Below are 22,771 nucleotides of genomic sequence, written 5' to 3'. Positions count from 1 at the left end.
CTAATAACCGTAATCCTGCGTGAGATTATAGTTTGACTGTATAATATCGCTGTAAATAGGTAATAATTCTCTCTTATTTGGTTGGAAATATTGTGCAAAACCTTTCACAGGATCACTAATGTACGTTGGTAAAACGGCAGCTCTCCAAGCAATTTTTGTGTAGCCAGAAGGAGTTGCATCCTGAGAAGGGGTGTAAAATACCTGTGACTTGTCACTTGATGTTGAATAAATATCAATATCGGTAATGTTTTGCTGAGCAGTTTTCGTTGGATCGTAAGGTGATTTTTTGTAATAAAGATTCAATGGAACGTTTGCATAAGCTCCCGTTCCGTTCATGAAATCAGTCAGTTTTTGTCTGGTTTCCGTTATTTTTGAAGCTAAAAGATTCCAGCGGATAAGATCATATTTTCTGATCCCTTCAGAACCTAATTCTAACAATCTTTCTTTTACAATAGCATTAAAAAAACCAACCTTATCTGTAGGAATTGTTCCCACCTGATCTAAGTTTCCTGTGTATGCTCTGTTTCTCACCGCCAAAACAGCGTTAACAGCTTCCTGAGAAGGTGCTCCGTGAATTTCGTTATCCGCTTCTGCAAACATTAATAAAATATCAGAAAAACGAATCAGTGGCCAATCAACCGCAAGGTTTTGGGAAGGTCCTGTGATGTTAGTCCAAGATTTTCTGTATTTAGAATCTGTGAACGAAATTGCATTTACTAATTCCGCTTGGTTTGCGTTATTTACTTTGAAAATTCCAACGTTCATGTCTCTTCTCAAGTCATATTTCGAAAATTCGTAGAAGTAAATAGGAAGCGCATTTATGCCGCCACCACCTTTCCAGTTAGAATTGTCATCGTGCTTCAGGCCGTTGTAATAGCCGATTTTACTGTCTGTTCTTGCATTTCCTCCGAATGCTCCTACTGCGAAAATAATTTCGTTGGTAGCATCTTGAGTATTGTTGTGTAAGGCTTTGAAAACTGCTTGATAGCTTGGGTTTAAGCTATGTTCACCAGAATGATTCATGATGTCTTTACACTCGTCATAAGCAATCTGATAATATTTTTGTGGGTTTGAACCTTGTGCCATGATTTGAGGATTTCTTCTTAAAGAATATCCTGCTCTTGCCAATGCTATTCTTGCTCTAAGCCCTTTTACTGCACCTTTTGATATTCTTGCAGCAGTTGTTCCGCCTTCTGATCTCCAGGGAACTAATGTTTCAGCTTGTGCTAAATCATCCAAAATTTTTTCATAGATAATATCTCTGTCTGTTTTAGCCTGGTAAATCGTTTCCATGTCTGCTGAAGGTTTATCCTGAAAAGGGACATCTCCCCAGTTTCTGATTAACTCATAATAAAACTGCGCTCTCAAAGTTAATGCTTCTCCAAGATAACGATCCATCAGTTTTTTGTCAGCATCTGAACCTGTTTTGTAAACCGGAGAAATAGGAATATTTTTAATACAAAGATTTGCACGTTCGATTCCTGAATATAATTTTAAAAATGGTTTGTTTAATTCTGAATTGGTAGGGCAGGCTCCAAAAGTGGCAATACCTCTTCTGTCATTACAGTTGTAGTCCCCGGAAGTTCTGAAATCGTCACCGGAATGAGGGTAAATTAATGCTAATCTCTGCCCATATCCATCATCACCCGCAAGCTGACTGTAAACTCCTACTAAGGCAGTGAACGTATCAGATGCGCTGTCAAATTGCTGTGCTTCTGAAACGCTGGAAAGGTTTTCAGCATCTAAAAAGCTGTTGCATGAATTAAATGTAATTGAAGCAACGATGCAGCTTAAAATTACTATTGTTTTTTTCATTTCTATTTTTTGTTGAATTAAAAGGTGATATCAACTCCTGTTAAAATAAATCTGCTACGAGGATATGCTGCGTAATCTACACCTGGAGTAAGAGGGTTTCTTCTCGTACTTGCTTCAGGATCGTATCCTGAATATTTGGTGATAGTAAATACGTTATTCACAGTAGCATAAATTCTCAAATTTTTGACGAAAGCACTTTCTAAAGCTCCTTTGGGAAGGGTATAACCAATGGTAAGATTGTTTAATCTTAAGAAAGAGCCGTCTTCAATGGCATAAGAATGCAAAATGTAGTTTCCCTGCGGAGGGGTCCACATTGTCGTGTTTGCATTCATAGCGGCAAGTGCTGTTGGATCTGTTATTTTTGTTCCGCTTGCATCATACCATCTCCATCTGTCGGCAACTTCACCCAACATGTTGTTGTCTCTATATTGATATTGGGTTGTGAACTCTATTTTGTTTGCATTATAAACCTTGTTTCCAACAGAGAAGTTGAAGAATAAGCTCATATCCCAGTTTTTATAACGGAAAGTCTGGCTGAAACCTCCGAAGAATTTCGGTTGGGCGCTTCCTAGCTCAGTTTGATCTTCGATAGTGATTTGCCCGTCTCCATTAAGATCTTTTAATTTAAGATCTCCTGGCTGAATTGGCTTTGAACCGTTTGCAACAGCGCTGGCATTGGGCACCCCGGATTTCAATGTATAAGCTTGGGTCGTTGGATTAAAATCAAAATCATTAAGCTCATATCTTCCTTCAGTTACATATCCGTAATAAGTTCCGATTGGGTTTCCAACTTTTACGATAAAATCATATAAACTGTTGACCCACCCTGAAGCTGCAAGATAGTAATCGCTGGCTGCAGAAGCATTGGAACCTCCTAAGCTTTTGATCATATTTCTGTTGGCAGAAATGTTGAAGTCAGCTTTCCAAGTGAAATTTTCTTTGTTTACAATAAGTCCTCCTAATGTTACCTCAATACCTTTATTCTGAGTTTTTCCGGAGTTTTGATATTGATATTCATATCCTGAAGTCTGAGGAATTTTAGCTAAAATCAAAAGATCTTTTGTATCTGTAATATATCCGTCTACACTGCCGTACAATCTTCCGTTGAAGAATCCGAAATCAATCCCTAAATTTTTAGAAACCGTGGCCTCCCATTTTACGTTCGGATTTCTCATGGTGTTTCCGGTAGTTGCGCCCGGAGTCACACCGGTCTGGAAAGTATATCCGAAATCGGTAGAAGTTGTGAAGAATGTATCATACAGATATGCCGGAATCCTGTTATTTCCTGCTAAACCATATCCGAAACGAAGTTTAAGCTCTTCTAACCATTCTTTGTCTTTAAGAAAGTTTTCCTGTTTTAATTTCCAGGCCAATGAAAGGGCAGGGAAGGTTCCCCATCTGTTTTCCGGCGCAAAAACGTTGGTACCGTCTGTTCTTATTGATAAAGTTGCGATATATTTATTTTCAAAAATATAATTGGCTCTACCAAAGAACGAAACCAATCTATCCGGAGCTAAAGCCGCTGTTCTGGGTGCATCCTGTAGCAATCCATCCGGTGGAATCGCAGCCTGAATATTAGCAAAAGCTTCCTGAGCTGTGATAGAGACAGGCAAATACTTTACATAAGTGCTTGAGGATTCTCCGTCTGTTTGGACAGTTTCTTCACCCAACAATAAATCTAGTTTATGCCTTCCAAATTTCTTGGTGTAATTTAATGTATTGGTATTGGTGATTCTTCTTGTCTGAGATCTTGTCAATTGTACGATTGGCATTGCACTATTGGCTCTTGCATCGTTGGTAACCATTCCCCAGAACTGATTTACAGCATTATCTTTTTGTACATACCCAATTATTGATCTAAATGTCAAATCTTTTGTAATATTATAATTTAGATATGCATTTAATAATAAATCATTTGTGCGGTTGTCCTTTACTTCATCTTGATTCAAAAGGATAGGGTTCACAAGATTGGTGTTTTGTGCGTAATCAGGATCGAAATCATCTACAGGAACATTACTTCCACCTTCAAAGGGTTGATATCTTACGGCATTCCTCAACCTGTTTGTTCCCTGAGAACCTGTAGCAGAAGTTCCGGCTCCGGTGATAAGCTGTCTTCCATATCTTGCATTGATACCCATTTTCAATTTTTTGCTGATATCAAAATCATACTTAAAATTGGCCATGCTCCTCTTGAACCCTGACCCGAGCATAATTCCTGCTTCTTCCACATGGTTTAGAGTCAATGCAAATGAGGATTTATCGGAACCTCCTATGATACTTACGTTATGTGTAAAGTTGAATGCTTCTTTTCCGAAAAGCTCATCCTGCCAGTTTCTGTTTTTCACAGAACCGTATTTTTCACCGATTAATTTGGGATCCCCATATCTTGTGGTAAAAGTTGTAGCATCTGTTGCGTCATTATTTTTATAATAAAGTTCACGCTGATAATCTACAAATTCTAAAGGTCTTAATACAGAAAGAGTATTCATAATTTTTCTTACCCCGGTATAACCACTATAGTTGATAGTTGTCGCCATTTTTTTACGACCGCCTTTCGTCGTTATCAAAACAACTCCGTTTGCACCCCGCGCCCCGTAGATAGATGTAGAAGCGGCATCTTTCAATACCTCAATTGATTCAATTTCTTTCGGAGATAAGACAGATAGTGCATTATCCATCTGGATTCCGTCTACGATATATAAAGGAGCGTTACTCTGTGTGATAGAAGTTCCACCTCTCACTTTGATTTCCACTTCGGCTCCTGGAGAGCCTTCGCTGGCTGTGATTTGTACACCGGCCACTCTTCCCTGGATTGCCTCCGCAGCACTGTTTACAGGCATATCCTTCATATCTTCAGCTTTCACTGAACCTACAGCGTTGGTAACATCGGCTTTCGAAACTTTGGTATATCCTACCAAAACTACTTCATCAATTTTGGTTTCCTTTTCCTTTTTCGTTTCTTTTTCTTGAGCCATAGCAAGGACAGGAAGTAGAAAGACAGTTAAATATAACCACTTTATTGATTGTACTCTTTTATCCATTTTGTATCCTTATAGTTTTAATTCTTGGTTGAAAGTTTTTTTCAATCGTTTTTGTTTTTGTGGATTTTTAAGTATTCTATTTGATTTTAGTGGAAAATATTTTTGAAAGTTTTACGCTTTTTGTAGTGCAATCGATTGCGTAATTTTTCATAATAAAATATCTTGGCTTCTAAACTAATATTATTTTTCAATACACAAAGAAAAAAATATTATTTTTTCATTAATTTGATTGTTTAATATATTAAATTTTATACAACAATTGGTAGTTTGTTTTATTTAAATTGTTGATAATTAAATATTTATTTTGTTGTTTAATAAATTTTATAACAGATAAAATTTCTTGATATTTTTTATTGTTTAACATTTCAAAACTTAAAAATTCTTTGAAAATTACTCAAATTTTAAGCTAAGAAAATCCCCAAATTGATATTCAAGAACAAAATTTTTGCTCTTTTACTGATTTTTGTCATCTTTTTGTACTCAAAATTTTAACCTGTTTTTTTTATTAATAAAGATTAACCATAATATATACAGTATATAGATAGAAAATCAGTTATTTTTATAGAATTGTTATTGACTGTTTTACTGTTTTATTTTGGCATGATTTTATTTCTAAGTTCAGTTTAAGGTTAACTTTTGGTTAATTTTAATTCTTAAATTTCAACAATATTTTCTGATATTTTCTGGTTTTTTTAATTTTATTTATCTGTAAATCAAGTTTTTATAAATTAAAATTAATTTTTTGTTAACTAATTGAAGATTAATTATATATTTATCCCATAAGTATTCTATTAAATTTTAGTGTAATTTTATGCAATCGATTACGCAATATTTAACAGGTTTTGATAAAACCGCAAAAAGTAAAGTATAAAAATAGAGAGTATGGCACAATCAGAATTTCGTTACGCCCATCATCCTGAAGATGTAAAAAAGTATACCACTGAAGATCTTAGGAGGGAGTTTCTAATCAATGATTTATTTAATGAGGATAAAATAAAATTAGTCTATTCTATGTACGACAGGTTGATTGTAGGAGGAGTAATGCCTTCAACGAAAGCCTTAAAACTGGAACCGACAGACGATTTGAAAGCCCGGCATTTTCTTGACAGAAGAGAGTTAGGAATCATTAACGTTGGTAGTGCAGGAAAAGTAACAGTAGACGGCGAAGTATACGAGCTTGGTAACAAAGAAGCTTTATACATCGGAAAAGGTGCTAAAGAAGTAGTTTTTGAAAAAAATAATGATGCACAACCATATTTTTATATCAACTCAGCTCCTGCGCATCATACTTATCCGACTAAAAAAATCACTAAAAACGAAGCCGAAATTGTAGAATTGGGTGAAGAAAAATATGCAAACAAGCGTACAATTAACAAACTGATTGTAAATTCCGTGCTTGAGACCTGTCAGCTCCAAATGGGAATGACAGAACTTCATCCGGGAAGTGTTTGGAACACAATGCCTGCACATACTCACACCAGAAGAATGGAAGCGTATTTCTATTTTGACCTGAAAGACGGGCAAACAGTAAGTCATTTCATGGGGCAGCCTGATGAAACGCGTCACATTTTTATGACAAACAGGCAGGCTGTATTGTCACCGGAATGGTCTATTCACTCAGGAGCAGGAACTTCTAATTATACTTTTATCTGGGGTATGGCCGGAGAAAATATGGACTACGGCGATATGGACGGTATCAAAACTAACGAACTAAAGTAATTTTTCTAATGAATTTATTTGATTTATCCGGTAAAGTAGCTGTCGTAACAGGAGGTACTCACGGATTAGGAATGGCAATGGCAGAAGGTCTTGCCGCTGCAGGAGCTGAGCTGGCTATCACAAGTACGACTCCATCAAAATTAGAGGAAGCTTTAAACTATTATCATGAAAAAGGATATAAAGCGACCGGCTATCTTTTTGATGTGACAGATGAATTGGAAGCTGCTCAAAAAGTAGCTCTCATGGAAGCTGCTCACGGAAAAATAGACATTCTTGTCAATAATGCAGGAATCATCAAACGTATTCCGGCGATTGATATGGAAGTAGAAGACTTTAGAAAAGTAATCGATGTAGACCTTACCGGACCTTTTATTATGTCAAAATTGGTAGGCAGACATATGATTAAAAGAAAATCAGGCAAGATCATCAACATCTGCTCTATGATGAGTGAGCTGGGCCGGGACAATGTAGTTGCTTACGCATCAGCAAAAGGCGGTCTGAAGATGCTCACCAAAAATCTGGCAACAGAATGGGCAAAGCATAATATTCAGGTGAATGGAATCGGTCCCGGATATTTTGCAACTTCTCAGACAGAACCTATCAGAGTGGACGGAAATCCTTTCAATGATTTTATCATTAGTAGAACTCCGGAAGGGAGATGGGGAAATCCGGAGGATCTTGCCGGAACAGCTATTTTTTTAGCTTCTGATGCAAGTAAATTTATCAACGGGCAAATTATTTACGTTGATGGCGGAATTTTGGCAACCATCGGGAAACCTGCTAATGAGTAACAACAGAATTAGACTAAAATGAAACCTTTTATTACAGATAACTTTTTATTACAAAATAAATACGCCGAAGAATTATATTTCAGGTATGCGGAAAAACAACCGATCATTGATTATCATAATCATCTGATTCCTAAAGATATTGCAGAAGATACGGTTTTCGAAAATATCTCGAAGGTTTGGATTGCGGGTGACCATTACAAATGGAGGGCAATGCGCACATTGGGTGTAAATGAAAAATTCATCACGGGAGACGCTTCAGATAAAGAAAAATTTGAAGCCTGGGCAAAAACAGTTCCGTATACATTAAGAAATCCTTTGTATCACTGGACTCATTTAGAATTAAAAAGATATTTCGGAATCGATGAATTATTGAATGAAGACAATGCATCAGAAATTTACGAAAACATTACGGCTCAGCTTCAGACTCCTGAAAAATCGACAAGAGGATTATTAAAAATGATGAATGTAGAATCTCTGTGTACAACGGAAGACCCTACAGATATTTTGAATTATCATCAGGATTTGGCGAAAAGTGATTTCAGCATCAAAGTAAGTACAGCCTTCCGTCCTGATAAAGCAATTTTAATTGAAAATCACAACTTTGCCGATTATATTTCAAAATTAGGCGAATCAGCCGGAATTGAAATTAATTCTTATCAAACTTTATGCGATGCGTTAATTAAAAGAATTGAATATTTCCACGAAAACGGATGCAGATTATGTGATCACGGATTGAATAATATTTCTTTCGAAGAATTCACAGAAGCAGAAGTTGATGCTATTTTCAATGATAAAATCTCAGGAAAAGTGATTGCTGAAAAGCAGGTAAACCAATTCAAAACAGCGATTTTATTATTCTTAGGCGAAGCTTACCACAAATACGGTTGGGTTCAGCAGTTCCATTTGGGAGCATTGAGAAATAATAATGAAAGAATGCACAGAATTCTGGGTCCCGATACCGGTTGGGATTCTATCGGTGACTTCGTTCAGGCTGAAACTCTGTCTAAATTGTTAAACACGCTGGACGGAAAGGATAAATTAACTAAAACAATTTTATATAACTTAAATCCTGCCGACAACGAAATTTTCGCAACCATGATTGGAAATTTCAACGACGGCAGCATCAAAGGAAAAGTGCAGTTCGGTTCCGGATGGTGGTTTTTAGACCAAAAAGATGGAATGATTAAGCAGATGAATGCTCTTTCAAATATGGGATTAATAAGCTGTTTCGTTGGAATGTTGACGGATTCCAGGAGTTTCCTTTCTTACCCGAGACATGAATACTTCAGAAGAGTTTTGTGTAATCTTTTCGGTGAAGAAATGAAAAATGGTGAATTACCTGATGATATTGAGCTGATTGGGAAAACAATTTCAGATATTTGTTATCATAATGCTAAAAATTATTTCGATTTTTAAAATATAAATTGAAAAATTAAAATTAATATAATTGACAATGTAAACCATCAAGAAAATGTAAGATGTTAAGATTAATTAAAGAAAATCAAATTGATATTTTAATAAACTTAAAGCAGAGCTTATCTTAATTAAAATCTTAATGGCTAAATAATTAAATAAAGACATTGTCTTAAAATTTAAAAGAGGATCATTTAAAACCATGAGCAGTAAAATAGTCACATTCGGAGAAGTTATTATGCGGCTTTCGCCACCAGGAAACAGAACCATGAAGCAGAGCCACGAAATGGAATTCTTTTTCGGTGGTACAGAGCTTAATGTAGCATCTTCTTTGGCAACAATGGGTTGTGACGTGAGACATATCAGCAGTGTTTCCGATGATTTTGTGGGTGAATCGGCGGTTTCTTTTATTAAAAGTTTTGGGATTGATACGACTTTCATTAATAAAAATGAGTATCCTTTAGGCTTATACTTTTTGGAGGTGGGTTCATCAGTCCGTGCCAGCAGAATTGCTTATAACAGATTAAACGGTTCTTTTGCAAATATTAAATCTGCACAAATCGACTGGAAAAAAGCTCTCGAAGGCTGCAAATATTTTCACTGGACAGGCATTAGCCCGGGAATTTCCGGATCGGCTTATGAAACTTTGAAAGAAGGTTTGCAAACAGCCCGTGAAATGGGGATTGAAATCACAACCGATCCTGCCTATCGTTCTAACCTTTGGAAATACGGTAAAAACGGGAATGAAGTGCTAAAAGAATTGGTTTCTTACTCAACGATTTTCATAGGTGGAGTAAATGAAATCAATGAAATTCTAGAAACTCAGTTTTACTCAGATAAAGAAGGTTTCATCGAAGCCTGTAAAGAATTAAAAAAACAAATTCCTTCTATTCATAAAATTTTCGACAAAATAAGAATTGGCGTTACGGCAAGTTCTCAACAAACACAGGGAAGAGCTCTAGTTAATGACAATTATTTTGAAACTGAGCTTCTGGAAATTAATCCTGTAGTCGACAGAATCGGAACTGGTGATGCTTTTGCAGCAGGTATGATTTATGGTTTGATCAATTTCGACGATGAAAAAGCATTGAAATTTGCCAATGCAGCCTGTGCGGTAAAACACACTATTTTAGGTGATATCAATTATTGCAGCGCAGAAGATATTCTGGAAGTGATGAACGGAAATTCAGGAGGAAGAATAAAAAGATAGATATGGCAAGATTTACCCGTATAGAAGTTGCGTTAAAAGTGAAACAAACAGGTATTGTTCCTGTATTTTATCATGCTGATGCAGAAATTTGCAAGAAAATTTTGAAGGCTTGCTACGATGGCGGTGCCCGTGTTTTTGAATTTACCAACAGAGGAGATTTCGCTCACGAAGTTTTTTCAGAATTGGTGAAATATGCAATAAAAGAATTGCCTGAAATGATATTGGGAATCGGTTCTGTCGTTGATGCGGGAACAGCTTCTTCATACATTCAAAACGGAACAAATTTCATCGTTGCCCCATCATTGAATCCCGATGTAGCAAAGGTTTGTAACAGGAGGAAAATTTCATGGATGCCTGGTTGCGGTTCTGTTTCTGAAATTTCCTATGCTGAAGAATTGGGTGCTGAAATCGTAAAGATTTTCCCTGCAACACAGGTTGGTGGTCCGGAATTTATCAAAGCGGTAAAAGGTCCGATGCCTTGGTCAAACATTATGCCTACAGGTGGAGTTTTACCGACAAAAGAAAATATCTCACAATGGATTTCAGCAGGAGCTTATTGTGTAGGTTTGGGTTCACAGTTGTTTGTGAAAAATGAAAACGGAGAGTATGATTACGAAAAAATTACAGAGACTGTAGCAAATTCCATTCAGATTATTAAAGAATTGAGATGATTGTTTTAAAATTTTATTTAAACAATTGAGGATATGTAAGAAGCTAAGATTAATAAAGAACAATCAAATTGATTTTAAACACGCTTAAATGAAGTTTAACTTAATTATTCTTAACTCCTTAATAAATTTTAATGGTTAAAAAAAAGATAAAGTTTTAATAAAAAACAATTCTAAAAAAATAAAATTTCTGTGCTATATCAGTATGGAAAGGAGAGTTCTTACTCTCATTATTCTAAAATCAAGAAAAATCAATATCATCAAAAATTGATATGAAAAAAGAAATATCCTCGAAACCGAGTACATTCAGATGGACGATATGTTTTCTGTTGTTCATTGCCACCACGATCAATTATCTGGATCGCCAGGTTTTATCCTTGACGTGGAAAGATTTTATCGCTCCGGAATTTCACTGGAACAATAATGATTACGGAAACATCACTGCATTATTTTCTATTTTCTATGCGGTAGGAATGCTTTTCGCAGGAAAGTTTGTGGATTGGATGGATACCAAAAAAGGTTTTCTTTGGGCTATCGGAATTTGGTCTGTTGGTGCTATTTTACATGCTTTCTGCGGAATTGCCACTTCAGGAATTCTTACAGGAAACTGGTTAGCCGGTTTTCATGGGTCTAAAGAACTGATTTCTACGGTTTCCAATACCTCTGCTATCATCAGTACGAGTGTAACGTTGTTCATTTTTGCACGTTTCGTTTTGGCTATTGGTGAAGCGGGAAACTTCCCGGCAGCAATTAAAACTACCGCAGAATATTTCCCTAAAAAAGACAGGGCATTTTCTACAAGTATCTGGAATGCAGGAGCTACGGTTGGAGCACTGGCAGCGCCGGTCACAATTCCTTTCATTGCAAAATCAATGGGTTGGGAATGGGCTTTTATTATTATTGGAGCGTTAGGATTTGTATGGATGGGGCTTTGGGTATTTTATTATAAAAAGCCTCATTTGCATCATAAAGTGAATGTACATGAGCTGAGCTATATTAATCAGGATCAGGACGATGCACCGAAAGAAGGTACAATTATCCCTGAAAAGAAATTTTCTTTCAGAGAATGTTTCAGTTACAGGCAGACTTGGGCTTTTGCTTTCGGAAAATTCATGACAGATGGTGTTTGGTGGTTCTTTTTATTCTGGACTCCGGCTTATTTAAGCTCAGTATACAAAATGGATTCTACGCAAAGTGCATTTCCATTATTTGTCCTTTATATGATTACCCTGTTGTCAATCATCGGAGGGTGGCTTCCAAAATATTTTGTGGAAAAGAAAGGAATGAACGCTTATTCAGGAAGGATGAAAGCAATGTTGATTTTTGCATTTTTTCCATTGCTGGCACTTTTAGCACAACCTTTAGGTACAGTTACATATTGGATTCCGGTGTTGATTATAGGTATTGCAGGAGCAGCACATCAGGCTTGGTCGGCAAATATTTTCTCGACAGTCGGCGATATGTTCCCGAAAAAAGCCATAGCAACTATTACGGGAATTGGCGGAATGGCAGGTGGAATAGGTTCATTTTTAATTAATAAATCTTCAGGATTATTATTCGACCACGCTCATAAAGTCTGGTCAACAGTTGACGGAATGCCTTTATTGGATAAATATCCACAATACATCAACGAACGTTTACCGGAAGGATTTTTCGAACAATTGGAAAAGTCTGGTGCAGTAGTATCAGATGGAATTGACAAAGGATATATGATCATATTTTCAGTGTGTGCCGTGGCATACCTGATTGCATGGAGTGTAATGAAAACTTTGGTTCCAAAATATAAAGTAATAAGTAAATAATGATGGAAAATCAGATAAAGCAGAAATTAAATCGTGAATTAAACGGTTCTCAGGAAAAGCTTCCGGTTAAAATTATACAGTTTGGAGGAGGAAATTTTATGAGAGGATTCACCGATTATGTGATTGATAAATTAAATAAAGAAGCAGGGTTCAATGCAGGAATTGTAAACGTGCAGCCTACTCAGGGCGGTTCGGTTCACAAACTGGAAGAGCAGGATAATTTGTATACGCTTTTCACAAGAGGAATCAGAAAGGGTAAAATTATCGATGAAAAGCAGGTAATTTCTGCAATTCAAAAATCGATTAATCCTTATACAGATTATGATGACTTCTTAGCGTTAGCAAAAGAAGAAGAACTTGAATTTATCTTCTCCAATACAACAGAGACGGGAATTGCATACGATGAAACTGAAAATAGTTACCAAGGGCCACATAAGAATTTCCCTGCAAAATTGACGGTTTTATTGTACGAAAGATTCAAATATTTCAATGGAACAGCAGAAAAAGGATTAAGAATTATTCCTTGTGAATTGATCGAAAACAATGCTTTTACATTGAGGGATATGATCATAAAATATGCCCAACTTTGGAATTTAGATCATAACTTTGTGCAATGGATTAACCAAAATAATTATTTCCATAATACGCTGGTTGACAGAATTGTTCCGGGGTATCCGAAAGATGATGCACAAACATATGAAGATCAGTTAGATTATGAAGATCAGATGATGGTTGTTTCTGAAATTTTTTTGCTTTGGGTAATTCAGGATGTCGGAAATTTAAAGGAAAGAATTCCATTTGATAAAATCAACGAACAGATTTTGGTGGTTCATGATATTCAGCCGTATCGTTTAAGAAAAGTAAGAATTTTGAATGGCGGTCACACATTGATGTTGGCTCCGGCAGTTTTATCAGGAAAAGAAACGGTAAAAGAATCTATTGATGATGTGTTTATAGGTAAATTCTTAAGTGAAACCATTTTTAATGAAGTAAATCCGACTTTAGGTTTAAATGAAACCGAATTGAAAGATTTTGCGGAAGAAGTTTTTGACAGATTCAGAAATCCTTTTATTAAACATTATCTGGCGAGTATTGCGCTGTATTTTGTTTCTAAATTTAAAGTAAGAATCCTTCCCAGCTTGTTAGGTTATGTTGAAATCAACAAAAAGTTACCATTGAATTTAGTATTTTCTTTAGCAGGTTTAATCAGATTCTATCAGGGAAGTTTTGGCGAAAAATCGTTACCAATTAATGATGAAGGACCTATTGTTGCTAAATTTAAAGAAATCTGGTCAAATGAAGATTACGGGAAAGTGGCAAAACTTGCCTTAAGCGAAGTTACTTTCTGGGATACTGACCTTACACAGGTTGACGGACTGAAAGATGCAGTGACAAAAGCTTTGTGGGAAATTGACCACAACTGCGTAGAAACTGGATATCAAAACTTTATACAATTTTATTCTTAGAAAAATGCAAAAGAAAGTACTAAAAGTAAATCCCAATGATAATGTAGCGGTTGCGCTGGTCGATTTGGTGCAGGGGGAAACTGTTACTTTGGGGGGACTTACTTATGAAATTATAAAAGATACGAAGGCGAAGCACAAATTCGTTACCGAAGACCTTGCCGTGGATGATTCTATCATCATGTACGGAGTTTTGGTGGGAAAAGCGAGTCAGCCAATCCAAAAAGGGGAGGTGATTACAACTGAGAACGTAAAACATCAAAGTGCAAAAGTAGAGGGTAAAACTGAAACTACTTTATGGACAGCCCCAAATGTTGATAAATGGAAGGGCCAGACTTTCATGGGGTATCACCGTGAAGACGGACAGGTTGGAACAGAAAACGTATGGTTATTTTTCCCTTTGGTTTTCTGTGAAAACAGAAATGTGGAAATTTTAAAAGATATTTTTGAAAAAGAATTGTTATTCGAAAAAGTTACGAAACATCAGTTACTATTAAGGTCGTTAATTAATAATTCTGAAACGGAAACTGCTGTTGAAGAAGAGCAGAATTCAAGAGTTTTTAAAAATATTGAAGTTAAATTCATCACCCATCAAGGCGGTTGTGGCGGGATTCGTCAGGACGCCGAAGCATTGGGAAGGTTATTGGCAGGTTATGTGAATAATCCGAATGTAGCCGGAGCAACGGTTTTAAGTTTAGGTTGTCAGAATTTGCAGGTTCAGATTTTTAAAGATGCTTTAGAAAAAATTAGTCCAAATAATAAAAAACCAATTATCGTTTATGAACAGCAAAAATCCGGAACGGTAGATGAAATGCTAAGCGGAATTATTAAAGATTCTTATGAAGCAATTAAAAAAGCTAATGAAATCGAGAGAAAACCGGCACCAATTTCAAAGCTTGTTTTAGGACTAGAATGTGGTGGTTCAGACGGTTTTTCCGGAATTTCTGCGAATCCTGTTTTAGGACAACTGTCAGATTTAATGGCGGGAATCGGAGGAGCAACTATTCTTTCAGAATTTCCGGAATTATGTGGAGTAGAGCAGGAATTGGTAAACCGTTGTGTAAACGAAAAAGATGCGGAAAGATTCTTACAGCTGATGAAAGACTTTGAAAAATCAGTCGTTGCTGCAGGTTCAGGTTTTGATATGAATCCATCGCCGGGGAATATTAAAGATGGACTCATCACCGATGCTATGAAATCTGCAGGAGCGGCTAAAAAAGGTGGCTCTTCGCCGGTCAATGATGTGTTAGATTTTACAGAATACATCAAAAATCCGGGCTTAAATTTATTATGTACTCCCGGAAATGATGTAGAATGTACGACTGCTTTAGTTGGCTCAGGTTCCAATATTGTTTTATTCACAACAGGTTTGGGAACACCCACAGGCAATCCTGTTGTTCCGGTAGTGAAAATTTCGTCGAATACTTCTTTATCAGAAAGAATGCCGGATATTATTGATTTCAATACAGGAGATGTGATTACGGGCGAAAAAACAATTGACGAAAAAGCAGAAGAATTGTTAGAATTTATCATAAAAGTAGCAAGCGGAGAGGTGAAAACCAAAGCTGCTATTCTCAATCAAAACGATTTTATCCCTTGGAGACGAGGCGTAAGTTTATAATTATTGTTTTAATTATATAAATATTAGGGTTGAAAATGCTTTCTACATTTTGTGGAAAGCATTTTCTTTTGTGGTTGATATAAAATAATAGCTCTGTCATTCTGAAACAAAGTGAAATGAAGAATTTTTATTATTATAGTTTTAGATTCTTCTGTTCCTCAATGACAAACTGGATATAATTAATTGGAACCTATTTTCTTTTTGAAGATTTTCTAATATAAATCTGCGGTGCAAGCACAACCTTCTTCTCTGTAGAAACTCCGGAACCATTCTCTTTTACACTTTCAATAAATACTTGTCCTGCCATTTTCCCCATCGTAACAGGAGTCTGGTCAACAGAACTCATCGGAAGCTCCATAAACTGGGTGAAAGGTTCATTAGAAAAACCGATAACAGCAACTTCCTGAGGAATCTTAATTTTACGTTTTTTCAGTTCCTGGCAGGCACCTAAAGCGGCAAAATCACTTGATGAAAAAATAGCATCAGGAACAGATTTTTTACCCCAAAGTGTTTTAATAGCCTCTATCCCCGCATCAATTGAACTTCCTGTTGTGATGATATTTTCTTCTTTTACAGTTAAATTATTGTCAATTAAAGCCTGTTTATATCCATTAAGACGATTCTGGTAAATTTCAAGATTCAGATCACCTGAGAAATGACAGATGTTTTTATAACCTTCCTTGATCAGATGTTCTGTGGCTATATAACCGCCCCGGTAGTCATCAATAGTCACCGTACTTATTCCCGGAATATCTTTTTTTCTATCAAAAAATATAATCGGAGTATTGCTTGTATCTAAAATATGTTGAATGTGTTCTGTATCTAAAGTTGTTCTTGAAACTGACATGAAAATCCCGTCAACCTGCGCGTTAAGCAAAGTATTTAAGTGTCTTTTTTCAATAGTTACATCTTCATGGCTCTGACAGATAATTACGTGATAGCCATGCGGAGAAAGTTCTTCCTCAATTCCACGAATGACTGATGAAAAAAAGTTAGTATTTACATAAGGAACAATAATTCCTACATTTTTTGTTTCACCGCTTTTCAGAGCTTTGGCAAGGTTATTTTGTTTATAATTCATTTCTTTGGCAGTTGCCTTCACCAAATCTTTCGTTGCCTGGCTTATCCTGGGATGATCGTTAAGCGCTCTGGAAACAGTTGCCACACTTACATTTAGCTTCTTTGAAATATCATATATTGTGGCACTTTTTTTATTCATACACGTTTTTTTTCTATCTTTTTTCGTACATCAAATTGATGTATATTATTGACGTAAATTTAATCAATTTAAATATATCAGGACTGTATAAAAGTATTATTTTGTAAGTTATTTCAATAAACTTTCTGAAAAATCTAGTGGGGATATCTTTATAATTTTTTAAGCATTTTTACAGGAGTTAAAAGAAATAATTATTCAATGATGAACATTTTTTTATGTAGAACTTAAAATTATTGTGCAGTTTTTTAATTTATAGGAAAAAAGTGCAATAGAACTTATAAATATTAGAAATTTAATTAACATGAAAGAGCAGGATACTGCAAGATTATAAAATATATACTTTTATTTTTGTCAATCAGTTTAATTAAAATAATTCAGGATTTACCGAAAAAGACTATGAAACTTCAAAATACATTCAATTTTTTGTTCACATTTTTTATCCTCTTTTTCTTTTCATCGAAAGTGAATGGACAGGACAAATTCCCGGACGGAACTACAATCCCAAAATGGTTTAAAGAAAACAAACCGACCGACATCAATAAATTAGGCAAAAAATATATCCTTACAGAAAACGGTGTGAAGAACGACAGTACAGTTCTTCAAACCAAACAACTTCAGGCGGTTATTGATTTGGCTGCAAAGAATGGCGGCGGCGTAATCATCGTGCCTAAAGGAACATTCCTCATCAGTTCGGTTTTCTTCAAACAGGGAACGCATTTATATTTAGAAGGTGGGGCAAAATTAAAAGGGAGTGATGATATCAATGATTTTCCCGTGGTCACCACAAGAATGGAAGGTCAGACAGTAAAATATTTCCCGGCATTGATTAATGCTGACGGATTGGATGGTTTCACGATTTCAGGAAAAGGAACTTTGGACGGAAACGGCCTTCGTTTCTGGAAATCATTCTGGAAAAGACGCGAGTGGAATCCTAAATGCACCAATATGGATGAGATGAGACCTCGTATTCTCTATGTTTCAAATTCCAAAAATGTACAAATTGAAGGAATTACCGTAAAAAACTCACCATTTTGGAGTACCCATTATTATAAAAGTGATTTTGTAAAATTGTTAAACCTGACAATTCTTGCTCCCAAAGAACCGGTAAAAGCGCCAAGTACGGATGCTATCGATATCGATGCCTGCACCAATTTCCTGATTAAAAATTGCTATTTGTCTGTGAATGACGATGCAATTGCCTTAAAAGGCGGAAAAGGGCCGAAAGCCAATACGGCTCCTGAAAACGGAGAAAACAGAAACATCATTATAGAAGATAATACTTTCGGATTCTGTCATTCTGCACTCACTTGCGGAAGCGAATCAATTCACAATTACAATATTATTTTCAGAAACTCAACGGTGAAAGATGCTTCGAGATTGTTGCATCTTAAAATGAGACCGGACACACCACAACATTACGAATATATCACGCTTGACAATATCAAGGGAGACGTAAAAACCTTTTTATACGTAAAAGGCTGGAACCAGTTTTTTGATTTGAAGGGGGAAGAAAAACCGAAAACCAGATTGGCAAATAATATTGTCTTAAAAAATATCGATATCAGTTGTGAAACAGCCTTCAACATTGAAAAATCAGATTTGTACGAGTTGACAGATTTTACCTTTGAAAACCTAAAGATAAAAGCATTAAAGCCTGAAGAACAAAACTTAAATGCCATCAAAAATTTAAAGCAAACCAGGGTCAGCGTGACGAAAGTGGCCTCTCTGGATTAGGCTTACGATAAAAAGACGATTCAGGCAATACTCAAAAGTGAATTTCCGAAATGAATATATTAATCGACTGATTATGAAAAATTGGACAGGAATTATAACCGTTTTTATTGGTTCATCAATATTCGCGCAACAGACGACTTTCAAATTTGATTTTGGCAGTAACAGAACCGAAAACGGATTTATTCCCATCACATCAACTTCAAAATTCGATAAGAAAATCGGTTACGGATTTATGGATATTTCCGGTTTGAAATCCGTTGATAATGGCAGAAATGCTTTGACGGGAGATTTTATTACCAGTGATAAGTCTTTCTATTTTTCAGTTGTCATTCCGGAAGGAAATTATGATATTAAATTGAATTTAGGTGATGCAAAAGGAACATCTGAAACAACAGTTCGGGTCGAAAATCGCCGACTGATGCTGAATGATGTCAAAACAAAACAAGGCGAAATCGTCGAAAAACAAATCACCGTTCACGTAAAAGACAGCATTATACGAAATCAAAATGGAGCTGAAATCGGAATTGTAAAACTGAAGCCGAGAGAAGGAAAATACCTGCATTGGGACAATCTTTTGACAATAGAATTCAATGATAAAGCTCCGAAAGTTTCTTCGGTAATCATTCAACCTAATACAACTGCGAGAACTATTTATCTGACGGGAGATTCTACGGTTGTGGATGCACAGTACGAACCCTGGGCGTCGTGGGGACAGATGTTACCATATTTTTTTGTTCCGAATGAAGTCGTTATCGCCAATTACGCCGAGAGCGGAGAAACTCTGAAAGCCTTTGAAGACCGCCACCGAATCGATAAAATCTGGAATAAAATTAAACCGGGAGATTATCTCTTCATTCAGTTTGGGCACAATGACCAGAAATATGGCAACAGTGAGAAATCGGGATACAGGAAAAGATTAAAAGAATGGATTCTTAGAGCAAAGGAATTGGTAGCAATTCCCGTTTTGGTCACTTCGATGAACCGCCGTGTTTTTGATGAAAATAACAAAATCGTCAATACTTTGGATGATTTTCCTGTTGCAATGCAGGAAATTGCGAAGGAAGAAAATGTATATTTAATCGATTTAAATGCATTGAGCAAAACCTTGTTCGAGGCAATGGGGCCGGAAGCTGCAAAAAAAGCATTTGCCTATTATCCCGCAAATTCTTATCCCAATCAGCCGACAGCTATGGCGGATGATACGCATTTCAATACATATGGAGCGTACGAATTGGCGAAATGTGTAGTGAAATCCATCGTTGACCAAAACTTACCTTTGAGGAAATATATTTCAAAAAATTATAAGAATTTTAATCCTAATAAACCAGATGATGCCGAAAAATTCAATTGGCCGGAATCTATTTTTATGGAAGCTTTGAAACCTGATGGAAATTAACAGAACGAACCACGAAGTGGTTCAATCCTAATAGCATTGGGTGGAACCCGGTGAAAAATATGAATAAAATTGGATAAAATCCATCATAAAACATCAAGCAGAAATGAAAATTAAACATATAATCAGCCTAAGTCTAATCTGTTTTGTCTTCGGAAATCTCTCCGCACAAAATCCGTGGCCACAAACAACCAAGACCGCCAAACCGTGGACACGCTGGTGGTGGATGGGAAGTGCCGTGGACGAAAAAGGACTGGATAAACAATTGATATCACTCAATAAAGCTGGCTTCGGAGGGGTGGAAATCGTCCCGATTTACGGTGCGAAAGGTTTTGAAAAACAGTATATCGATTACCTTTCCCCTGAATGGATGAAGATGCTCAGGTTCACGACGGATAAAGCCAAAAGTCTGAATATGGGCGTTGATATGGCGGTTGGAACTGGCTGGCCAATTGGCGGTCCTCAAGTGAGCGAGCAAGATGCGGCTACAAAAATGATTGTTCAGACCTACACCATTCAGCCGAATGAAAAATTTTCAGAAAAAATCACTCCGAAAGACGAAAAGCAGAAGGATTTAAAAACGGTAAAAATCGATATTGTAACAGCTTACAACGAAAAAAATGAAGCTGTGGTTTTAATAGATAAAATTAATGGCGACGGCAGTTTAAACTGGAAACCGACTTCAGGAAAATGGACGATTTATGCGGTTTTCACCGGAAAAACTTTACAAAAAGTAAAACGTGCCGCTCCGGGTGGGGAAGGCTTTACTTTAGACCACTTTTCTTCGGATGCAACCAAAGATTATCTGAAAACTTTCGATAAAGCTTTTGGAAGTTCAAACTACGGAATCCGTTCTTTTTTCAATGACAGTTATGAGGTTTATAATGCTGATTGGACGCCGGATTTTAAAGAAGAATTTAAGAAAAGGAGAGGCTACGACTTAAGTCCGTACATCAAATATTTGGTCAGCAACGAGGAAAATGAAATAGCAGGCAGAGTAAAATCCGATTACAGAGAAACTTTGAATGAATTAATTTTAAACAATTTTACGAAAGATTTCACGAACTGGGCACATTCCAAAAACTCAAAAAACACCAATCAGGCACACGGTTCGCCGGGAAATTTGCTGGATTTGTACGCTGCGGTCGATATTCCCGAATCTGAAACTTTCGGAAGTACGAAATTCGATATTCAGGGTCTGAGAAGAAATGCAGAAGACATCAACACGAAGGAAATTCCGGATATCAATATGCTGAAATTTGCTTCTTCGGCAGCAAATATTACCGGAAAATCTTTGATTTCCAACGAATCTTTTACGTGGCTGACCGAGCATTTCAAAACATCCTGGTCGCAGGTAAAACCTGAGGCCGAACAGATTTTCCTGTCGGGAATCAATCATATTTTTTATCACGGAACGACTTACACGCCGGCTGATGTTCAGTTTCCGGGCTGGTTGTTTTACGCTTCTACCAACTTCGTTCCTCAAAACAGTTTATGGCCAAACATCAAAGGTCTAAATTCTTATATTGAAAGAACACAAGCTGTTTTACAAAGCGGAAAATCAGACAACGAAATCCTGATGTACTGGCCGGTCTACGACCAATGGGCAAGTCCGAAAGGAAAGGATATGGCTTTTAAAATTCATAACATTGAAAAGTGGCTGCATCCGACCCTGTTTTATGAAAACCTTGAAAAATTAGGAAAGTCCGGCTATTCTCTGGATATGGTTTCGGATAAGATGATTGGCGGGGCCAAATCTGAAAATCAGAATATTCAGGTGGCGAAAAATGGCGGTTCTTACAAAGTTTTAATTATTCCTCAACTGAATTATCTATCTGAATCTACGTTAAAAAACATTCTGGATTTGGCTCAAAATGGTGCTTCAATCATTTTCCAGTCGGAACCGAAAGATGTTCCGGGATATTTTGAAGTCGAAAAAAGAAGAAACGAATTACAATCTTTATGGAATAAAATTCCTTTTCAAGAAGAGGGAAATTTAAAATCGGCAACATTCGGAAAAGGGAAAATCGTTTTTAGTTCCGATGTGGAAAAAGCTTTGGAATACTTAAAAATCGAAAGAGAAAAATTGACAGACACAGGATTGAAGTTTGTAAGAAGACAGTTTGATGGCGGGAAATATTATTATATCGTCAATCATACTTCAAAGGAAATCAATCAAAATATTCCATTGAATTTTTTTGGAAAACAAGTTGCTTTGATGAATCCTGAAAACGGTGATTTCGGAGTTGTCCAAACTCAGGATAATTCAGTCAGAGTTCAGCTGAAATCAGGAGAATCTTTAATTATAAAAGCTTCTGAAAATATAGATTCATCAATTCCAAAATGGAAATATGTCGAGAAAACAGATGCTCCGATTGTTTTAAATCAACCTTGGCAACTAAGCTTCAAAGAAGGCGGTCCCGAACTTCCGAAATCCCGAACTTTAGATAAAATTCAGCCCTGGACGAATTTTACGGAAGATGCATCAACACAGAGCTTTTCGGGAACGGGAGTTTACACGACGACTTTAAATTTAAAGAAAAAAAATGCAGACGATTATCTTTTGAAATTTGATAAACTTTACGAAAGTGCGAAAGTAATAGTCAACGGTCAGGATGCCGGAATTGTCTGGAGCCTTCCGTTTGAAATCAACATTGGAAAATATCTGAAGCAAGGAAAAAATACCATTCAAATCGAAGTGTGCAACCTGATGGCGAACCGAATCCGATATATGGACCAGAATAAAATCCAGTGGCGGAATTACCACGAAATCAATTTTGTAAACATCGATTACAAGCCATTCGATGCCTCAAACTGGAAAGTACAACCTTCCGGCTTGGATGGCGAAATTCAGTTAATTCCTATGTTTTATTCAAAATAAA

At 36.4% G+C, this 22,771-nt stretch carries 14 protein-coding genes; 11 read left to right on the top strand and 3 right to left on the bottom strand.

The window, feature by feature from the left end:
* Positions 1–1,815 (bottom strand): RagB/SusD family nutrient uptake outer membrane protein, encoded by a 1,815-nt coding sequence (locus ACM39_RS08875; RefSeq protein ID WP_048510668.1) that lies wholly within the window; start codon positions 1,813–1,815, stop codon positions 1–3.
* A gap of 17 nt (positions 1,816–1,832) precedes the next feature.
* Positions 1,833–4,856 carry a SusC/RagA family TonB-linked outer membrane protein gene (locus ACM39_RS08870; RefSeq protein WP_048510667.1) on the bottom strand — a complete coding sequence of 1,008 codons (3,024 nt, stop codon included), beginning with the start codon at positions 4,854–4,856 and terminating at the stop codon, positions 1,833–1,835.
* An 882-nt stretch (positions 4,857–5,738) separates the two neighbouring features.
* On the opposite strand from ACM39_RS08870, the gene kduI reads away from it, so the two are divergent.
* The 8 genes from kduI to ACM39_RS08830 all read left to right on the top strand — a co-directional run bounded on the left by kduI (position 5,739) and on the right by ACM39_RS08830 (position 15,543).
* Positions 5,739–6,575, top strand: a complete 837-nt coding sequence (kduI, locus tag ACM39_RS08865; RefSeq protein WP_048510666.1) for a 5-dehydro-4-deoxy-D-glucuronate isomerase — start codon at positions 5,739–5,741, stop codon at positions 6,573–6,575.
* Between the two features lie 8 nt (positions 6,576–6,583).
* Complete coding sequence (locus ACM39_RS08860; RefSeq protein ID WP_048510665.1) at positions 6,584–7,366, top strand: gluconate 5-dehydrogenase; 783 nt, start codon at positions 6,584–6,586, stop codon at positions 7,364–7,366.
* A gap of 18 nt (positions 7,367–7,384) precedes the next feature.
* Positions 7,385–8,782: a glucuronate isomerase gene (gene uxaC, locus ACM39_RS08855; RefSeq protein ID WP_048510664.1), complete on the top strand. Its 1,398-nt coding sequence runs from the start codon at positions 7,385–7,387 to the stop codon at positions 8,780–8,782.
* Between the two features lie 199 nt (positions 8,783–8,981).
* Positions 8,982–9,989: a sugar kinase gene (locus ACM39_RS08850; protein ID WP_048510663.1), complete on the top strand. Its 1,008-nt coding sequence runs from the start codon at positions 8,982–8,984 to the stop codon at positions 9,987–9,989.
* A 2-nt stretch (positions 9,990–9,991) separates the two neighbouring features.
* Positions 9,992–10,660: a bifunctional 4-hydroxy-2-oxoglutarate aldolase/2-dehydro-3-deoxy-phosphogluconate aldolase gene (locus ACM39_RS08845; RefSeq protein ID WP_048510662.1), complete on the top strand. Its 669-nt coding sequence runs from the start codon at positions 9,992–9,994 to the stop codon at positions 10,658–10,660.
* 269 nt (positions 10,661–10,929) lie between these two features.
* Positions 10,930–12,459 carry an MFS transporter gene (locus tag ACM39_RS08840; protein ID WP_048510661.1) on the top strand — a complete coding sequence of 510 codons (1,530 nt, stop codon included), beginning with the start codon at positions 10,930–10,932 and terminating at the stop codon, positions 12,457–12,459.
* A gap of 2 nt (positions 12,460–12,461) precedes the next feature.
* Positions 12,462–13,925: a tagaturonate reductase gene (locus tag ACM39_RS08835; protein ID WP_048510725.1), complete on the top strand. Its 1,464-nt coding sequence runs from the start codon at positions 12,462–12,464 to the stop codon at positions 13,923–13,925.
* A 4-nt stretch (positions 13,926–13,929) separates the two neighbouring features.
* The gene (locus ACM39_RS08830; RefSeq protein WP_048510660.1) at positions 13,930–15,543 is read left to right on the top strand and encodes a UxaA family hydrolase; all 1,614 of its coding nucleotides are present in this window, start codon (positions 13,930–13,932) and stop codon (positions 15,541–15,543) included.
* Positions 15,544–15,733: 190 nt separating this feature from the next.
* On the opposite strand, the gene ACM39_RS08825 is transcribed toward ACM39_RS08830, so the two are convergent.
* Entirely contained in the window at positions 15,734–16,762 is a 1,029-nt protein-coding gene (locus ACM39_RS08825) for a LacI family DNA-binding transcriptional regulator (protein ID WP_048510659.1), read from the bottom strand.
* 462 nt (positions 16,763–17,224) lie between these two features.
* Here ACM39_RS08825 and ACM39_RS08820 point away from each other — a divergent pair, with 462 nt between their 5' ends.
* From ACM39_RS08820 to ACM39_RS08810, 3 genes are all read left to right on the top strand, one after another.
* Complete coding sequence (locus tag ACM39_RS08820) at positions 17,225–18,496, top strand: glycoside hydrolase family 28 protein (protein ID WP_228377085.1); 1,272 nt, start codon at positions 17,225–17,227, stop codon at positions 18,494–18,496.
* Positions 18,497–18,569: 73 nt separating this feature from the next.
* The gene (locus tag ACM39_RS08815; protein WP_048510658.1) at positions 18,570–19,892 is read left to right on the top strand and encodes a rhamnogalacturonan acetylesterase; all 1,323 of its coding nucleotides are present in this window, start codon (positions 18,570–18,572) and stop codon (positions 19,890–19,892) included.
* Between the two features lie 103 nt (positions 19,893–19,995).
* On the top strand, positions 19,996–22,770 hold the full coding sequence (locus ACM39_RS08810) for a glycosyl hydrolase (protein ID WP_048510657.1): 2,775 nt from the start codon (positions 19,996–19,998) through the stop codon (positions 22,768–22,770).
* Position 22,771 lies beyond the last annotated feature (1 nt).

Source organism: Chryseobacterium sp. FH2 (assembly GCF_001045455.1).
In the GTDB taxonomy this organism is placed as follows: Bacteria; Bacteroidota; Bacteroidia; order Flavobacteriales; family Weeksellaceae; genus Chryseobacterium.
Note: the sequence above shows the minus strand (reverse complement) of the source record. Positions and strands in the feature narration are given on the sequence as shown.